A 15,334-nucleotide genomic window follows, 5' to 3' on the forward strand; every position below is an offset into this window, starting at 1 on the left:
ATAAAAGACACGACCAGATGAAACATTTAAAACTAATTATAACACTAGTCATTCTAAGTAGCTTTAGCCTGACAGCGCAAACTAAGGCAACAAAGAAAGCCGATAAACATTTTGCGAAATATCAATTTGTAGAAGCCATAGAGGACTATACTAAGCTAACCGAAAAAGGAACAGCAGATGCATACGTTTACGGACGTTTAGCAGAAGCAAATTATAATGTTTTTAATACTCTAGAAGCAGAAAAGTGGTATGCAAAAGCCTTAGAAACTTCACAAGAGCCAGAAATGATTTATAAGTATTCTGAAATGCTAAAAGCAAACGGAAAATACGAAGTCTCAAACACACAAATGAAAAAGTTTGCATCTATGCGTCCAGGAGACGATAGAGCAGCAATGTTTTTATCCAACCCAGATTACTTACCAAAAATTTTAAAAGGTGGGAAGAAATTTAATGTTCAGAATATGGATATTAATTCGGCTGTATCAGATTTTGGAGGCACTGTTAAAGATGGAAAATTATACATCTCTTCGGCAAGAAACGATGCTAGAAAAAATTACGGATGGAACGAACAACCGTTTTTAGACATGTACTCTTTTACAAAAGCAGAAGATGGGTCGTACCAAGAAGAAACAATGTTAGGAGATAAAATGAATACAAAATACCATGAAGGTTTAATGTCATTCTCTCCAAACGGGAATACCGTATATTTCTCAAGAGAGAGTTTTTACGAAAACATCTACGAGAAAGATTCAGTATCTAACACAAAGTACAGTGTATTACATATGTTCCAAGCAACTAAAAGTGGAGACAAGTTCTCTAACATAGAAGCATTAACAATAAACAGTAGAAACTATTCTATAAAAAACCCAAGCGTAAGTGCAGATGGTAATACATTATACTTTGCAAGTGATATGCCAGGTGGTTTTGGAAGGTACGACATCTACAAAGCCACTATCGATGGTAATGGTCAAATAGGTACTCCTATAAACATGGGACAAAAAGTAAACACAGAAGGTCATGAAATGTTTCCACACATAAGTGATAACAACACACTTTATTTCTCATCAACAGGTCATTTAGGACTTGGAGGTATGGATGTGTTTTATACAAAAGAAATCGATGGAAAAATGGCACCGATTAGAAATGTTGGAATACCGATAAACTCTAATGGAGACGATTTTGCATTCTCAATGAACGAGGAAACAGGCGAAGGTTTTGTGTCTTCAAACCGTGAAGGCGGAAAAGGAGATGATGATATTTATGCGATTAAAAAAATACAACCACTTTGCGATGTACAAATTATAGCTACAATATTAGACAACAAAACAAAAGCACCATTAGCAGGAGCAACAGCATCTTTAGTAGATAGTAAAGGTAACATCTTGTCTACTAAAACCGCAAATGCAGAAGGAATAGTAGAATACATTGTAGAATGTGAAACAGAAACAGAACTACAAGTAACTATGAAGGATTACGAAAGTAACAAACTTTCTATAGCAGGTAGTAACGAAGAGGAAGTAGCAGTAGAAATTGCATTAGATCCAATCGAGAAAATTATAGAAGTAGAGCGTGTAGTATTAAACCCAATCTATTTTGATTACGATAAATCTAACATTACAGCTAAAGCAGCCTTTGAATTAGACAATTTAGTACAAGTGATGAATAAGTATCCAAACATGGTTATTTATGCAACCTCACATACAGATATTAGAGCTTCAGACCGTTATAACGATGCTTTATCAGACAGAAGAGCAAAAACATCGGTACAGTATATTATCTCCAAAGGAATCGATGCAATAAGAATCTCAGGAGCTGGAAAAGGCGAAAGAGAATTAGCAGTAGATTGTGGTGATAATTGTACAGAAGACCAACACCAACAAAACCGTAGAACTCAGTTTAGAATTATGAGTGGTGGACCTGCTTCTAACTAAAGCACAGTAACAAGTTTAACCAACTATAGAACCTCTGTAAATAGGTTAACAGATTTTATAAAATTAAAAAAACCAGAGAAGTTTTCTTCTCTGGTTTTTTATTACACCTAAAGCAAGGTGTTTTAATGTTAAGACTCAAATTCTGGTCTTTTGTTAATCTTGATTCTTTTTAACAACTTCCTTTTTTGCTCTTTTTATCTTTGATAAATGCATTGCCTACTTATCTTTTACAATTTACAACCTCATAAGGATAATTATTGTTGTTATACTGTTCTAGAATATTGCATAACTATGTTTTTTAGTTTCTCATGAGAGAGTTCACGTTCTAAACCTTTAACTTTTGAGATGATATTCCTTTAGATTTTAGTACTTGGCGTAAATTAAGCTTACTCCAATCTAATGTTCAATCTTTTCTTAACCATACCAAAACAGTGCTTCTTCCTTGAATTCTGTAAACCTTTTGGATTTGTTTGTAAGTGTAATTGCCTTTTTCTACTTCGGCTACAAGGGCTAATTTAAAGCCTAAGTTGTAATCGCATTGTGTACGTTTAATTCGCCTGTTTAATTGGTTTTTCATAATAAGTCGATTTTGTGCCAACTTATTTTAGGACGAGACATATTTAAAAATGAAAAAGCCCCGAATAAATCGAGGCCTTTTCTACAATAATTTTAGTTGGTTTAAAGGATAAAACTTACTGCTTAATGAATTTTCTTGTTTCTATTGTATTATTCACATTAAACTGAATCATATACATTCCAGTCTCAAGGTTTGTAACATTTACACCATGTGTAACTGTTCCTTTTGCTACTTGTTGTCCTAACATATTTACAACCGTAAATGGTAAGTTTTCTATGTTAGATTTTACATATAACATGTTTCCTTTTACAGGATTTGGAAATACAGAAATTTCGACACCTAAGTGCTCTACTGTACCTTCATTTAAAACTCTTGCTGTTCCACAAGTTCCTAAGTTAGACCAGCTCGATGCTCCTCTTTCGTATAAAGACCCATTATAAGTTACTCTATCTCCAACAGAATAAGATTGACTACTGTTATATGCTGAGACTCCAGCACACTTATCTGCAGAGCCATTAGTAAGGCTAATAGCATCTACTGCCATATCACCTTGCCATGTTGTACCAGTTGTACCATCCAATCTCAATTGCACATTACTTCCAGCGTAAGATGATAAATCTACACTTGCATCTTGCCAAGAGTTACCTTGATTTCCAGAATTAGTCCAAACAGCAGACCAAGATGAACCATTATTTGTACTTACTGCTAATTCTAAGCTACCCATTGCAGCTGCTCCATACATGTGATATTTAAAACTAAGTGTTGCTTGATTTTGTCCTGTTAAATTAAAGCAAGGTGATACTAAAATAGCACGCTTAGTAGAATAGTTAGGTGCAGAAGATTCCATATAAACATATTGAGATCCTGCTGCCGCACTTGATGGTCCTGTATTACTTGATGGTGTTGTTCCTGAGTTTCTTGTCCAATCAAAATCGTCTCCTCCACCTTGAGTCCATGCTCCAAAACCAGATTCGAAACCTTCGCTATAAGGGAAAGATGATATTGCTCCAGAACAACCAGATGTACTTGCAGGACTTACTACAATACTTCTAGATACTTGGTTTGCTGCATTACCTGCCGCATCGCTTACGTTATAGTTTCTTGTATAAGTACCTGCAGAATTTGTATTTACAGTTCCCGAAGTAACAATGCTTGATGTAAGGTTACCATCTATATTATCTGTAGCAGTTGCTCCTAATTCACTGTAGGTATCTCCAACAGTAAGATTAATAGTAGCACTTCCTGTTCGCGTAATTACTGGTTTAACAGTATCTGCAACTCCTGCAATAATATTAACGGTATAATCTTCTACTTCTCCATAAGAAAAAGTCTCGCAAGAGGTTGGCACTCCATTATATTTCATAGAAACTCTCATTCTAGTTTCTCCAGAAGATGCTCCTGTTGGCACTGTAAAGCTTCCTGATGCAGGTGTTGTTTGAGATGCTGCTTTAGAAAAAACTTGTTCTCCAGAATCTGTAAAATCTCCATCTTTATTATAATCTATCCAAACAGCATAACCTTCAGCATATGTAGAACCTGTCCATGTTGGAGTAATTGTAATAGTGCTTGAAGTTCCTTTTGTTAAGTTAGTTGAAATACTTGTAAAATCTGAATACAATTGCGCTCCAGAAGCATTATCAATACTTCCTACTTTAACTCTAGAAATATACTCGTCACTTACACTATTTCCTTGCGATGCACAATATTGAGGACCTGTAGTACATGGTGTACAAGAACCTCCACAATCTACTCCTGTTTCTGTTCCGTTTTGAATACCATCTGTACAAGTTGGCTGTGCAACTGCTCCACATTTATCTGATAATGCTAAAGTACGTCTAGCTCCTCCAGCATCTAATACTGCACGCATTCTCGTTTTTTGTCCTTGAGTAAACAAGTTCATACACGAATCGTTTGTGTAATCCATATAATTTTGTGGCATATCTGTAGACGAACAAGATGTTTGACCTATAGGACAACCACTATTAGATGTTTGGTGTGTTGGTGTATCGCTTACAAAATCGTTTCCACAATTACTATCTCCCCAAATATGGCGTAGGTTAAAATAGTGTCCAATTTCGTGAGTAGTTGTTCTACCACCATCAAAAGGTGCAGTAACTGCTCCTGTTCTACCAAAGGCATTATAAATCATAATTATACCATCTGTAGCAGCTGCTCCTCCTGGAAATTGCGCGTAACCTAAAAGATTAATAGTTTGCCCTTGAGATACAGTTGTCATTTTTGGCACAACCCACATATTAAGATATTCACTTGTGTTCCAAGGATCTATTCCTCCAGAAGACGCACGTTTAGCATCGTCATTCGCATTCCAATCTTGACGCGTAGTTTGCTTTCTTGTAATTCCTGTTGTTGCATTTCCGTTGGCATCTACTGTAGATAGGCAAAACTCTATTTGAGTATCTGCAGCTTGAGACCATGAATTATCTGCGTCTGGATTTGTACGTCTAAAATCTTCATTTAAAACATCTAATTGAGACTGTATTTGTGCCAAACTAATATTTTCTGTAGCATTTCTATATAATACATGAACAACAACAGGAATTGTTATAATACTTCCTGATATTTTATTTTGTGAGTTTCCTTGCTCTAAGACTCTCTGTTGTGTGAAAGCTTCAATTTCTGCCATCCTATTTTCTAAGGTTGGGTCCAAGTTTTTTCTGTACTCTAGGTTTTCCATAGCTGCGCATCTTTCGTAATTTTGCGCTTGCATACTAAATGCAAATAGAAAACATAAAACTGATAAAGTAATTGCTTTTTTCATATGAATTATTTAAAAAATTAATGGTATTATTATCAAATAGATAACAAAAATATTAAAATAATACCAAATTTATACTTGTAATTTTTCTTATTTCGATAAAATACTTAATAAAAAATAACGTTCGGCCTAGAGTACGGTTTTAACCGTAATTTTTTCAACTAGAATTCCTACATTTACAAAATATGAACCATTTATTAGCTATAGAGAATTTATCTATTTCTTTTTTTTCCAACAGAAAAGAAAACGAAATCATCCATAATATATCTTATCATTTAAACACAAATGAGATACTTGGTATAGTAGGAGAATCCGGCTCGGGTAAATCGGTTTCATCTTTAGCCATTTTAGGATTGCTTCCAAAGAAGATTTCAAAAATAACTTCTGGTAGTATTATTTTTGAAGACAATGATTTAACTAAAATAACATCGAAAGCTTTTCAGCAAATAAGAGGACAGAAAATAGCAATGATTTTTCAAGAACCTATGAGTTCTTTAAATCCTTCAACAACATGCGGCAATCAAGTAGAAGAAATATTGTTTCAACATACTAAATTATCTAAAAAAGAAGTTAAGGCAGAAACGCTCTTACTTTTTGAAAAAGTAAAACTACCAGAACCGGAACGCGTGTATTCTTCTTATCCTCATGAAATTTCTGGTGGACAAAAACAACGTGTCATGATTGCAATGGCGATTGCATGTAAACCGCAAATATTAATTGCAGATGAACCAACGACTGCTTTAGATGTTACAGTGCAGAATGATATTGTAGATTTATTAAAGGAGTTACAAACAAAGACTAAAATGAGTATAATATTTATTACTCATGATTTGTCGTTGATTTCTCAAATTGCAAACCGCGTGCTCGTTATGTACAAAGGCAATATTGTAGAGCAAAATACAGTTGAATCCATTTTTAAATCGCCACAACATAATTACACAAAAGCACTAATAAGCGCGAGACCTTCGCTAACCAAAAGATTAAAACGACTACCAACCATTAGCGATGTAATGAATGATGCTGTTAATAATTCTGTTATTACTTCAGAAATGAGAGCAATTCAGCACGAAAAAATATATAATCAAGCACCTTTATTAGAAGTTATTAATCTTGAAAAAGAATACATCTCTAAATCTGGTTTGTTTTCTAAAGCCGAAAACTTTAAAGCTGTTAACAATGTAAGTTTTAAACTATATGAAGGAGAGACTTTAGGTCTTGTAGGAGAATCTGGTTGTGGAAAATCGACATTAGGTAACGCTATATTGCTTTTAGACAGGCCAACAGCTGGCACTATTTTATTTAAAGGTAATGACATTACAAAACTAAACTCTACTCAAGTAAAAGCCCTTAGAAAAGACATTCAGATAATATTTCAAGATCCTTATTCTTCATTAAATCCAAGACTAACTGTTGGGCAAGCAATAATGGAGCCCATGAAAGTTCATAATCTATTTTCTAATGCAACAGAAAGACAAGAAAAAGTAATAGAAATTCTAGAACGCGTTGGTTTAGAGGCTTCACATTTTAACAGATATCCTCATGAGTTTTCTGGAGGACAGCGTCAACGAATAGGTATAGCACGAACTGTTGCTTTGCAACCTAAATTAATTGTTTGCGATGAATCTGTTTCTGCGCTAGATATTTCTGTACAAGCACAAGTATTGAATTTGTTAAATGAATTGAAAGAAAATTTTGGGTTTACCTATGTTTTTATATCACACGATCTTGCAGTAGTAAAATACATGAGTGACCAATTATTGGTAATGAATAAAGGAAAAATAGAAGAGTTGGATGATGCTGATGTTATCTATAATGCTCCAAAAAAAGAGTATACTAAAAAATTGATAGACGCTATACCAAAAGGTTTATAACATAAATACCTTTTTTGTTAAGTACATCATACTTCTAAGAAATTTAAATGTGTTCTTTATTTTTTGGTACTGCTTTAATAAAAATAAATCTGAATTCATAGGTAGGTTGTTTATGATAGATTTGGGTTTATACTATTTCTACTTTGAAATCATCATTTTGACTTTACAATAATTTCAAAGTAAATCTAGAATTACATAACAAAAGCATTTAAGCTAATGGTACATTTGAGGTTATAAAATTTGATAGATTTGGGATTGCTAATATAAGTGAGATTTTACGATAATCGGCTTAAAAGCGTTATTATTCGACAAAATGCATTAAATTTTAACATTTAATACCTTTTTTCACTCTTTTAGCAGGTTTCAGCTTTAATATAAATTAAGTAAACCTATAACTTCCCCTATTATTAATTCACCTAAAAAACACCTATCTATAAGCTCATTTCTGGAATATCACCTTCTATAATTAAAGTCCCTTCTGTGGCTTTTTTAATTTCTTCAACAGATACTCCTGGTGCGCGTTCTAAAAGTTTAAAACCTTTATCTGTAACCTCTAAAACAGCTAAATTAGTTACTACTTTCTTAACACAACCTACACCTGTTAATGGTAAAGAGCAGTTTTTAAGTATTTTAGACTCTCCTCTTTTATTAGTATGCATCATGGCAACAATAATATTTTCTGCACTTGCAACTAAATCCATAGCTCCACCCATTCCTTTAACCATTTTTCCTGGTATTTTCCAGTTGGCTATATCCCCATTCTCAGCTACTTCCATAGCTCCTAAAATGGTTAAATCTACGTGTTGTCCACGAATCATTGCAAAGCTCATTGCACTATCAAAAAAACTTGCACCTGGAAGCGTAGTAATCGTTTGTTTTCCTGCGTTAATAATATCTGCGTCTTCCTCACCTTCAAAAGGAAATGGCCCCATTCCAAGGACTCCGTTTTCACTTTGAAATTCAACTTCTATATCGTCACGCACATAGTTTGCTACTAATGTAGGAATACCTATTCCTAAGTTTACGTAGTAACCATCTTGTACCTCTTTTGCAATGCGTTTTGCTATTCCTGTTTTGTCTAACATCTTTTTAGTTTTGTCATTCCTGCGAAAGCAGGAATCTATTTTAAATTTTTATTAATTTGCGGATTCCTACCTTAGCAGGAATGACAATTACTCTCTTGTTCTAACCGTTCGTTGCTCAATTCTCTTCTCATATTTTTCACCCTGAAAAATACGTTGTACAAAAATACCTGGAATATGAATTTGATTAGGATCTAATTCGCCAACAGGCACTAATTCTTCAACCTCAGCAACTGTAATTTTTGCTGCTCCTGCCATGCATGGATTAAAATTTCTTGCTGTTCCTTTAAACACTAAGTTTCCAGCTGCATCACCTTTCCAAGCTTTAACAAAAGCAAAGTCGGCTTTAAAGGCATGTTCTAAAACATACATTTTACCATCGAATTCTCTTGTTTCTTTACCTTCGGCAACTTCAGTACCATAACCTGCAGGTGTAAAAATTGCTGGAAAACCAGCCTGTGCAGCACGACAACGTTCTGCCAAAGTTCCTTGTGGTATTAACTCTACATCTAGTTCTCCAGAAAGCATTTGCCTCTCAAACTCATCATTCTCACCAACGTAAGAAGACACCATTTTTTTAATCTGCTTTTGGTGTAATAATAAACCTAAGCCAAAATCGTCCACACCTGCATTATTAGAAATACATGTAAGTCCTTTTACTCCACTTTTAACTAAAGCTGTTATTGCATTTTCTGGTATTCCCGAAAGGCCAAAACCACCTAACATAAAAGTCATGTTATCACTTATGCCTTTTGTAGCATCGTTAACCGAGTTTACTTTTTTGTTAATCATTGTTGTATTTTTTATTGTGGCTTAAATTTATGAAATAAAAAAGCCATTCTTTAAAGAATGGCTTGTGAAATTTTATATAAATGTTACTTTATGTCTAATTTTTTGTTTTAATCTAAATGCTACTTAGTATATTTTATAACTCCAAACCATCAGGAGTCTCTTCCGTTGGTGTATCATTATCACCATCTGGATTATCTTCTTGATATTTATCGCAATCAACCTCTATAGATAAGTCTTTAGGTTTCTCGAAGTCTTTTTTAGATACTTTTAAAGTTTCATCTTCGTAGCAACTTTTCATGTACATTCCCCATATAGGTAATGCCATTGCTGCTCCTTGACCATAAGTTATACTCTTAAAGTGTGCTGCTCTATCTTCTGCTCCAACCCAAACACCAGTAACAAGGTTTGGTACCATTCCCATAAACCATCCATCACTCTGGTTTTGTGTGGTTCCTGTTTTTCCTGCAATTGGATTGTTTAGTTCATATGGGTAACCTGTAATAATTTCTTTATAAACGGTTTGATTTCCTCTCCATTTCCCTCGTAGTCTACTTCCTGAACCAGATTGTACAACACCTTCCATTAATTTAACGGTAACATAAGCAGATTCTGCACTTAATACATCTTTAGTTTCTGGAGTAAATTGATATAAAACAGTTCCGTTTTTGTCTTCTATGCGCTCAATCATTACTGGTTTAGTATACACACCTTGATTTGCAAAAGCAGAATATGCACCAACCATTTCGTAAACACTAATATCTGGTGTTCCTAACGCAATAGAAGGCACTTCTGGTATTTCTGAAGTAATACCTAAACGTCTTGCTAAATCTGCTACTGGCTGTGGTCCAACCTTATCCATTAATCGCGCTGTAACAGTATTAACAGAATTTGCTAATGCATCTTTAAGTGTTTTTTCTCCACCATAACCACCTCCATCGTTTTCTGGCGACCAAGGTTCTGGGTTACCATATTTATTAGCTTCAATTGTTATTTGAGATAATGGCAATTTATCGCAAGGAGACATGTGTAATTGGTCTATTGCAGTAGCGTAAACAAAGGGCTTAAAAGTAGAACCAACTTGTCGTTTACCTTGTTTTACCATATCGTATTGAAAGTGTCTATAATTCATACCACCAACCCAAGCTTTTACATGTCCAGTTTGTGGATCCATACTCATCATTCCTGTACGTAAGAAAGATTTATAATAACGCATAGAATCTATAGGTTTCATAATAGTATCTACTTCACTAGCCTTACCATCAACCCATTTAAAAACTGTCATTTTTGTAGGCTTCTCAAATGATGCTTCTATTTCTTTATTATTCTTTCCTTCTTTTTTAAGTATTCTCCAACGTTCACCACGTCTCATAGCGTTTTTCATTAGATTATCAATTTCAGAATCATCTAAATCTAAAAAAGGTGCAGTTTTATTCCTTTTAGGTGTATTTTGATTAAAAAACTCTGCCTGTAACCTTGGCATATGCCTACCAACAGCTAACTCAGCATATTTCTGCATGCGTGAATCTATGGTTACAAATACTTTTAAACCATCACTATTAATATTGAACTTTGTGCCATCTGGCTTTTTATTTGCTTTATCACTTGTCCAATTTTTCATCCAACTTCTTAAGTACTCTCTAAAATAGGTAGCTGTACCATCTCTGTGTGATTGTGGAGAATAACGTAAATCTAATTCTGTTTTTTGAAGTGAATCTTTCTCTGTTTCTGTTATATAGTTGTATTTATACATTTGTGATAACACAACATTTCTTCTGTTTTTTACTCCAACTGGATTTCTTCTTGGATTGTATAATGAAGAATTTTTAAACATCCCAACCAACATCGCAGCTTCTTTAATACTTAACTCATTTGGTTCTCTATCAAAATAAATGTTTGAAGCCGAACGAATACCATCTCCATTATTTCCAAAATCGTAAATATTGAAATATTGAGTGATAATTTCTTCTTTGGTATACTGACGTTCTAATTTTGTCGTTATTACCCACTCTTGGGTTTTTTGAATAATTCTTTCGATAATGTTTTTTGATGCTACACCTACAAACAATTGTCTAGATAATTGTTGAGAAACAGTACTTGCTCCTCCTTTGGAGCCAAGATAAACAATAGCTCTTAATGTTCCTCTAGCATCGATACCAGAATGTTCGTGAAAACGTGCATCTTCAGTTGCTATCAAAGCATCAACTAAGCTTTTCGATAAATCTTCATATTTTACTGGTGTTCTATTATCATCGAAATAGAATTTACCTAATGTCTTACCATCACTAGAAACAATTTCTGTTGCTAAATTAGTTTCAGGGTTTTCTAATTGTGTGTGATCTGGTAACTCACCAAAGACACTCCAAGATGCTAATAAAAATAATAATGCGACAGCAAGAATTCCGCCTAAAAAAATCATCCAAAACCAACGAACGTATTTTTCGAAGCCTTGATGATCCTGTGTTTGTTTTGTTTTTGTCTTTGCCATTTAAATAAGTGCCTAAAGTATTTAAAGTTATAATGTGCTTGATTACGTTTAGTCTAAAATAAAACGTTAGAAGCCTTTGTTTTATTCTGTTTTTTCTATTCTAAAGCCAATATCTGTAACGCCTTCCAAATTAGCAATACCATTAACCTCTCCATTTTCACGCATAGCGTGCTTTATGTTTACTGTGTACTCTCCACTTTCGCTAAATACAACACCTTCTTTATACCACAATTTATTCTCTTTAACACTAGATAGTCCTGTACCTAAAAACTCACCATTTGGCTTTGCCATTTTGTATTCTAATGTGTCTACAATTCTTTTTCCGTGAGGGAAATTCATTTCAACAATTAAAAAAAGATTATTGAATTTATAGGCATTAGTATTACGCAAATTAACAAACAGATTGTAGGCTTTGGTTGAGTCTGGTGGACTAACTTTAAAGCTTATAGTTTTATCTTTATTCCATACTTCTGGAACAGTTTCATAATTATCGAAAACACTTTTAGAGTCACAAGACACTAGAATTAAACTTAATAATAAAAAACAATAAAACAATTTACTTTGCATCATTTGCATTGTTTTGAGGCTTGTTTTGAGACTTATCTTGAGGTCTTGGCCTTGGTTTTTGTCTCGGTTTAGGTTTAGGTTTAGGTTTAGGCTTATTTTGTTGCCCACTCTGTTGAGTGTTTTCAGGCTTTTTATTTGTATTGTTATTTGAAGCGGGTTTCTTATTACGATTACGATTCTTATTGTTGTTACGTTTTTTATTGCCTTTTGGACTATCGAAACGTGTTAAACTATCTTGACCAACAACGTTTTCGAATTCAACTTTCACCTCTTCTACTAGCTCTAAAGCATATTCTTCAAGGCTAGCAATTTTTTCTTTACTCTTGTTTAATTCAATAATTTCCCTAGCTTGGTCTGTAGTAATTTTGTGCCAGTTCATCCACTCACCTTCATATGCATACCACATATGTCCTTGAAAAATATCTGTTTTCTGGCAAACTGCAGTTCCTTTTTGCGTGTATAGTTTGGTGTCTGTTTTTGGGAATGCTTTTAAAGCATCTTGATAAGAATCTAACTCGTAATTTAAACAGCATTTTAACTTACCGCATTGTCCTGCTAACTTTTGTGGATTTAAAGATAGTTGTTGGTAACGTGCAGCACTTGTACTTACAGATCTAAAATCTGTTAACCAAGTAGAACAACATAACTCGCGACCACAAGAACCTATACCACCAAGTCTTGATGCTTCTTGTCTAAAGCCAACTTGTTTCATTTCTATTCGCGTTCTAAATTCGCGAGCAAATACTTTAATTAAATCTCTAAAATCTACGCGCTCTTCGGCTGTGTAATAAAACGTTGCTTTACTTGCATCACCTTGAAATTCAATATCAGAAATCTTCATATGAAGCTTTAAGTCGATAGCGTATTGCCTTGCACGAACCTTCATTGGTTCTTCTTTATCGCGTGCTTCGCTCCAAATATCTATATCTTTTTGAGATGCTTTTCTGTATATTTTTAAAACGTCTTCTGGTTTTTCGTTAATTTTTTTGCGTTTCATTTGTACGCGAACTAACTCACCTGTTAAGGTTGCCATACCAATATCGTGACCAGATTGTGCTTGTGTAGCAACAATATCTCCTATTGCTAACGTTAAATTTTCTGTGTTTTTATAGTAGTGTTTTCTTCCGTTTTTAAAACGAACCTCAACAAAATCGAAAGGTTTTTCTCCGTTTGGTAAAGACATATTTGCTAACCAATCGAAAACGGTTAACTTATTACAACTGTCTGTACCACAAGTACCATTATTTTTGCAGCCTTTTGGTGAGCCGTCTTTAGTTGTGCAACTAGCGCAAGCCATATGTGTAGATATATTGATTCTGAATGCTTTATCCGGTTTAAATAACTAGATTAAGCATCAGAAGACGATTAATATTATTTTATTTTTTGCTTAAGTATTGTGCTTTTTAGCTTAAAATAAAATCTAACGGTAAAGATAAGATTATTATTATGACTTTGAAATATAAAAAAAGCTAAGAAATAAACCCTTCCAAATTCAGCTAAAAAAATATAAATCCATTTTCCCTTGAAAAAGGGAAGATGGATTTACTCGGAAGTGATTTAACTTATAAATAGCTTTTATAAAAAAAGCAATTGTGAAATAGACTCAATACAGACGCTAAAAATTGAATTAATCTTTCTTAAATGTCTCAAAAATATTTCGTAAATCCTTTTTATACGGCAAATGATCTGCTCTACCTTTTTTAAAGATGTCGTTACTATTCCCTTGTCCTTTTCTTAATTCTTTTTGAGCTTCAAATGGTAAAGCATGGATTTCTTGACATGTGGTTGAACAGCAGTTATTCATTTCTTCTTTACAAGCATCGCATTGAAGAAAAAGTAAATGACAAGCATCGTTAGCACAGTTTGTATGTATATCGAAAGCATCTCCACATTGATGACATTTTGCAATTACATCCTCACTAATTTTTTCGGCACGTCTATCGTCGAAAACAAAATTTTTACCAATAAATTTATTGTCTATCCCTTCAGCATTTACTTGCCTTGTGTATTCTATAATTCCACCTTCTAATTGGTATACGTTTTTAAAACCTTTGTGTTTGTAATATGCACTAGCTTTTTCGCAACGAATTCCACCTGTGCAATACATTAAAAGATTTTTTTCTTCTTTATGTTCGCGTAAATCGGCTTCAATAATATCTAAACTTTCTCGAAACGTATCTACATCTGGCGTAACTGCTCCATCAAAATGACCAATTTCACTTTCATAATGATTTCGCATATCTACACAAACCGTATTAGGGTTTGCAAGCATAGCATTAAAATCTTTAGCAGAAAGATGTACTCCTTTGTTTGTAACATCGAAGGTCTCATCATTTAAACCATCGGCAACAATTTTGTCTCTTACTTTTACTTTTAGCTTTAAAAAAGACATGTTATCTTGTTCAACTGCTATATTTAAACGGATTCCATTTAAAAAGTCTATGCTATCTAAGTGATTTTTAAACGCTTCAAAACTATCTGCAGGTAGAGATAATTGTGCATTTACTCCTTCCTGAGCTACGTAAATACGTCCTAAAACGTCTAAACTGTCCCATTTAATAAATAAATTGTCGCGTAATTGTTGTGTGTTGCCAATTTGAGCGTAAACGTAAAACGATAATGTTAAACGGTCTTTTCCAGCTTTTTCTATAAGCTCTGCTCTTTCTTTGGCGCTTAATTTGTTGTACAGTTGCATGCTATACTAAGTTTTTAAGGTTAAAGAATTCCTATTTAACTTCCAAAAAGGAAGTGTTTTAGGGTTATAACTACAAAGGTATTATTTTAAATTAAAGTGGCAAGGACCAAAATAATACTTCTAGTAAATAATTGTTACAATTGGGTTGTTTAATAAGATCCCAATCTAAAATTGGGATGATTTATCTTTTACGCGATGCTTTAAAATATAAATCAAAAAAAGTCCTTTGCGCTCTGCAAAGGACTTTTAATAGACTAACTCGTTATTAATTTTTTATTTCTAAAAAAATAAACGAGCTAACCTCCATCGGCTTTACAGCTACTGTTTACTAAAACAGAGACTGAAACACCTAATGCATTTGATGTTAATACTTTTTTTAAATATTTCATGTTGTTACACTTTTAAAATTAAACATGAACTCTTAAAAAATGCGGTTAATTTTTCTTTTTCATAGCTAAAACTTTCCCACCTTTATTAGTAGATGCAGAAATGTTTAAAAGGTTGCGTGAGAAATCAAAAAAAAGATTAAAAAAGTAGTATTTTAGCACGACTAACAGT

The 15,334-nt window shown here is 33.6% G+C and carries 9 protein-coding genes and 1 pseudogene; 2 read left to right on the forward strand and 8 right to left on the reverse strand.

Features of this window, described 5'->3' with window-relative positions:
- Positions 1-17: 17 nt before the first annotated feature.
- Positions 18-1,931, forward strand: coding sequence for an OmpA family protein (locus CW733_RS12345; protein WP_100997466.1), 1,914 nt, complete (start codon positions 18-20; stop codon positions 1,929-1,931).
- 409 nt (positions 1,932-2,340) lie between these two features.
- On the opposite strand, the pseudogene CW733_RS16455 reads toward CW733_RS12345, so the two are convergent.
- A pseudogene (locus tag CW733_RS16455) lies at positions 2,341-2,508 on the reverse strand (IS3 family transposase); the annotation flags it as partial.
- Between the two features lie 115 nt (positions 2,509-2,623).
- Positions 2,624-5,287 carry a GEVED domain-containing protein gene (locus tag CW733_RS12350; protein ID WP_100997467.1) on the reverse strand — a complete coding sequence of 888 codons (2,664 nt, stop codon included), beginning with the start codon at positions 5,285-5,287 and terminating at the stop codon, positions 2,624-2,626.
- A 182-nt stretch (positions 5,288-5,469) separates the two neighbouring features.
- On the opposite strand from CW733_RS12350, the gene CW733_RS12355 reads away from it, so the two are divergent.
- Positions 5,470-7,155 (forward strand): ABC transporter ATP-binding protein, encoded by a 1,686-nt coding sequence (locus CW733_RS12355; RefSeq protein WP_100997468.1) that lies wholly within the window; start codon positions 5,470-5,472, stop codon positions 7,153-7,155.
- 431 nt (positions 7,156-7,586) lie between these two features.
- On the opposite strand, the gene CW733_RS12360 is transcribed toward CW733_RS12355, so the two are convergent.
- The 6 genes from CW733_RS12360 to CW733_RS12385 all read right to left on the reverse strand — a co-directional run bounded on the left by CW733_RS12360 (position 7,587) and on the right by CW733_RS12385 (position 14,776).
- Positions 7,587-8,240, reverse strand: coding sequence for a CoA transferase subunit B (locus tag CW733_RS12360; RefSeq protein ID WP_100997469.1), 654 nt, complete (start codon positions 8,238-8,240; stop codon positions 7,587-7,589).
- An 87-nt stretch (positions 8,241-8,327) separates the two neighbouring features.
- Positions 8,328-9,029 (reverse strand): CoA transferase subunit A, encoded by a 702-nt coding sequence (locus tag CW733_RS12365; protein WP_100997470.1) that lies wholly within the window; start codon positions 9,027-9,029, stop codon positions 8,328-8,330.
- A 133-nt stretch (positions 9,030-9,162) separates the two neighbouring features.
- A complete protein-coding gene (locus CW733_RS12370) occupies positions 9,163-11,514 on the reverse strand; it encodes a penicillin-binding protein 1A (protein WP_100997471.1) in 2,352 nt (783 codons plus the stop codon).
- 81 nt (positions 11,515-11,595) lie between these two features.
- On the reverse strand, positions 11,596-12,081 hold the full coding sequence (locus CW733_RS12375; RefSeq protein WP_100998828.1) for a gliding motility lipoprotein GldH: 486 nt from the start codon (positions 12,079-12,081) through the stop codon (positions 11,596-11,598).
- Positions 12,071-13,378 carry a regulatory iron-sulfur-containing complex subunit RicT gene (locus tag CW733_RS12380; protein WP_100997472.1) on the reverse strand — a complete coding sequence of 436 codons (1,308 nt, stop codon included), beginning with the start codon at positions 13,376-13,378 and terminating at the stop codon, positions 12,071-12,073. Before CW733_RS12380 ends, CW733_RS12375 begins: the two co-directional genes overlap by 11 nt.
- A 330-nt stretch (positions 13,379-13,708) precedes the next feature.
- The gene (locus CW733_RS12385) at positions 13,709-14,776 is read right to left on the reverse strand and encodes a rhodanese-related sulfurtransferase (RefSeq protein WP_100997473.1); all 1,068 of its coding nucleotides are present in this window, start codon (positions 14,774-14,776) and stop codon (positions 13,709-13,711) included.
- Positions 14,777-15,334: the final 558 nt, after the last annotated feature.

Source organism: Lacinutrix sp. Bg11-31, from assembly GCF_002831665.1.
Lineage (GTDB): Bacteria > Bacteroidota > Bacteroidia > Flavobacteriales > Flavobacteriaceae > Lacinutrix.

Coding starts and splice junctions, on each gene's coding strand:
- CW733_RS12345 (WP_100997466.1), top strand. CDS start 18: ATGAAACATTTAAAACTAATTATAACACTAGTCATTCTAAGTAGCTTT.
- CW733_RS12350 (WP_100997467.1), bottom strand. CDS start 5,287: ATGAAAAAAGCAATTACTTTATCAGTTTTATGTTTTCTATTTGCATTT.
- CW733_RS12355 (WP_100997468.1), top strand. CDS start 5,470: ATGAACCATTTATTAGCTATAGAGAATTTATCTATTTCTTTTTTTTCC.
- CW733_RS12360 (WP_100997469.1), bottom strand. CDS start 8,240: ATGTTAGACAAAACAGGAATAGCAAAACGCATTGCAAAAGAGGTACAA.
- CW733_RS12365 (WP_100997470.1), bottom strand. CDS start 9,029: ATGATTAACAAAAAAGTAAACTCGGTTAACGATGCTACAAAAGGCATA.
- CW733_RS12370 (WP_100997471.1), bottom strand. CDS start 11,514: ATGGCAAAGACAAAAACAAAACAAACACAGGATCATCAAGGCTTCGAA.
- CW733_RS12375 (WP_100998828.1), bottom strand. CDS start 12,081: ATGCAAAGTAAATTGTTTTATTGTTTTTTATTATTAAGTTTAATTCTA.
- CW733_RS12380 (WP_100997472.1), bottom strand. CDS start 13,378: ATGGCTTGCGCTAGTTGCACAACTAAAGACGGCTCACCAAAAGGCTGC.
- CW733_RS12385 (WP_100997473.1), bottom strand. CDS start 14,776: ATGCAACTGTACAACAAATTAAGCGCCAAAGAAAGAGCAGAGCTTATA.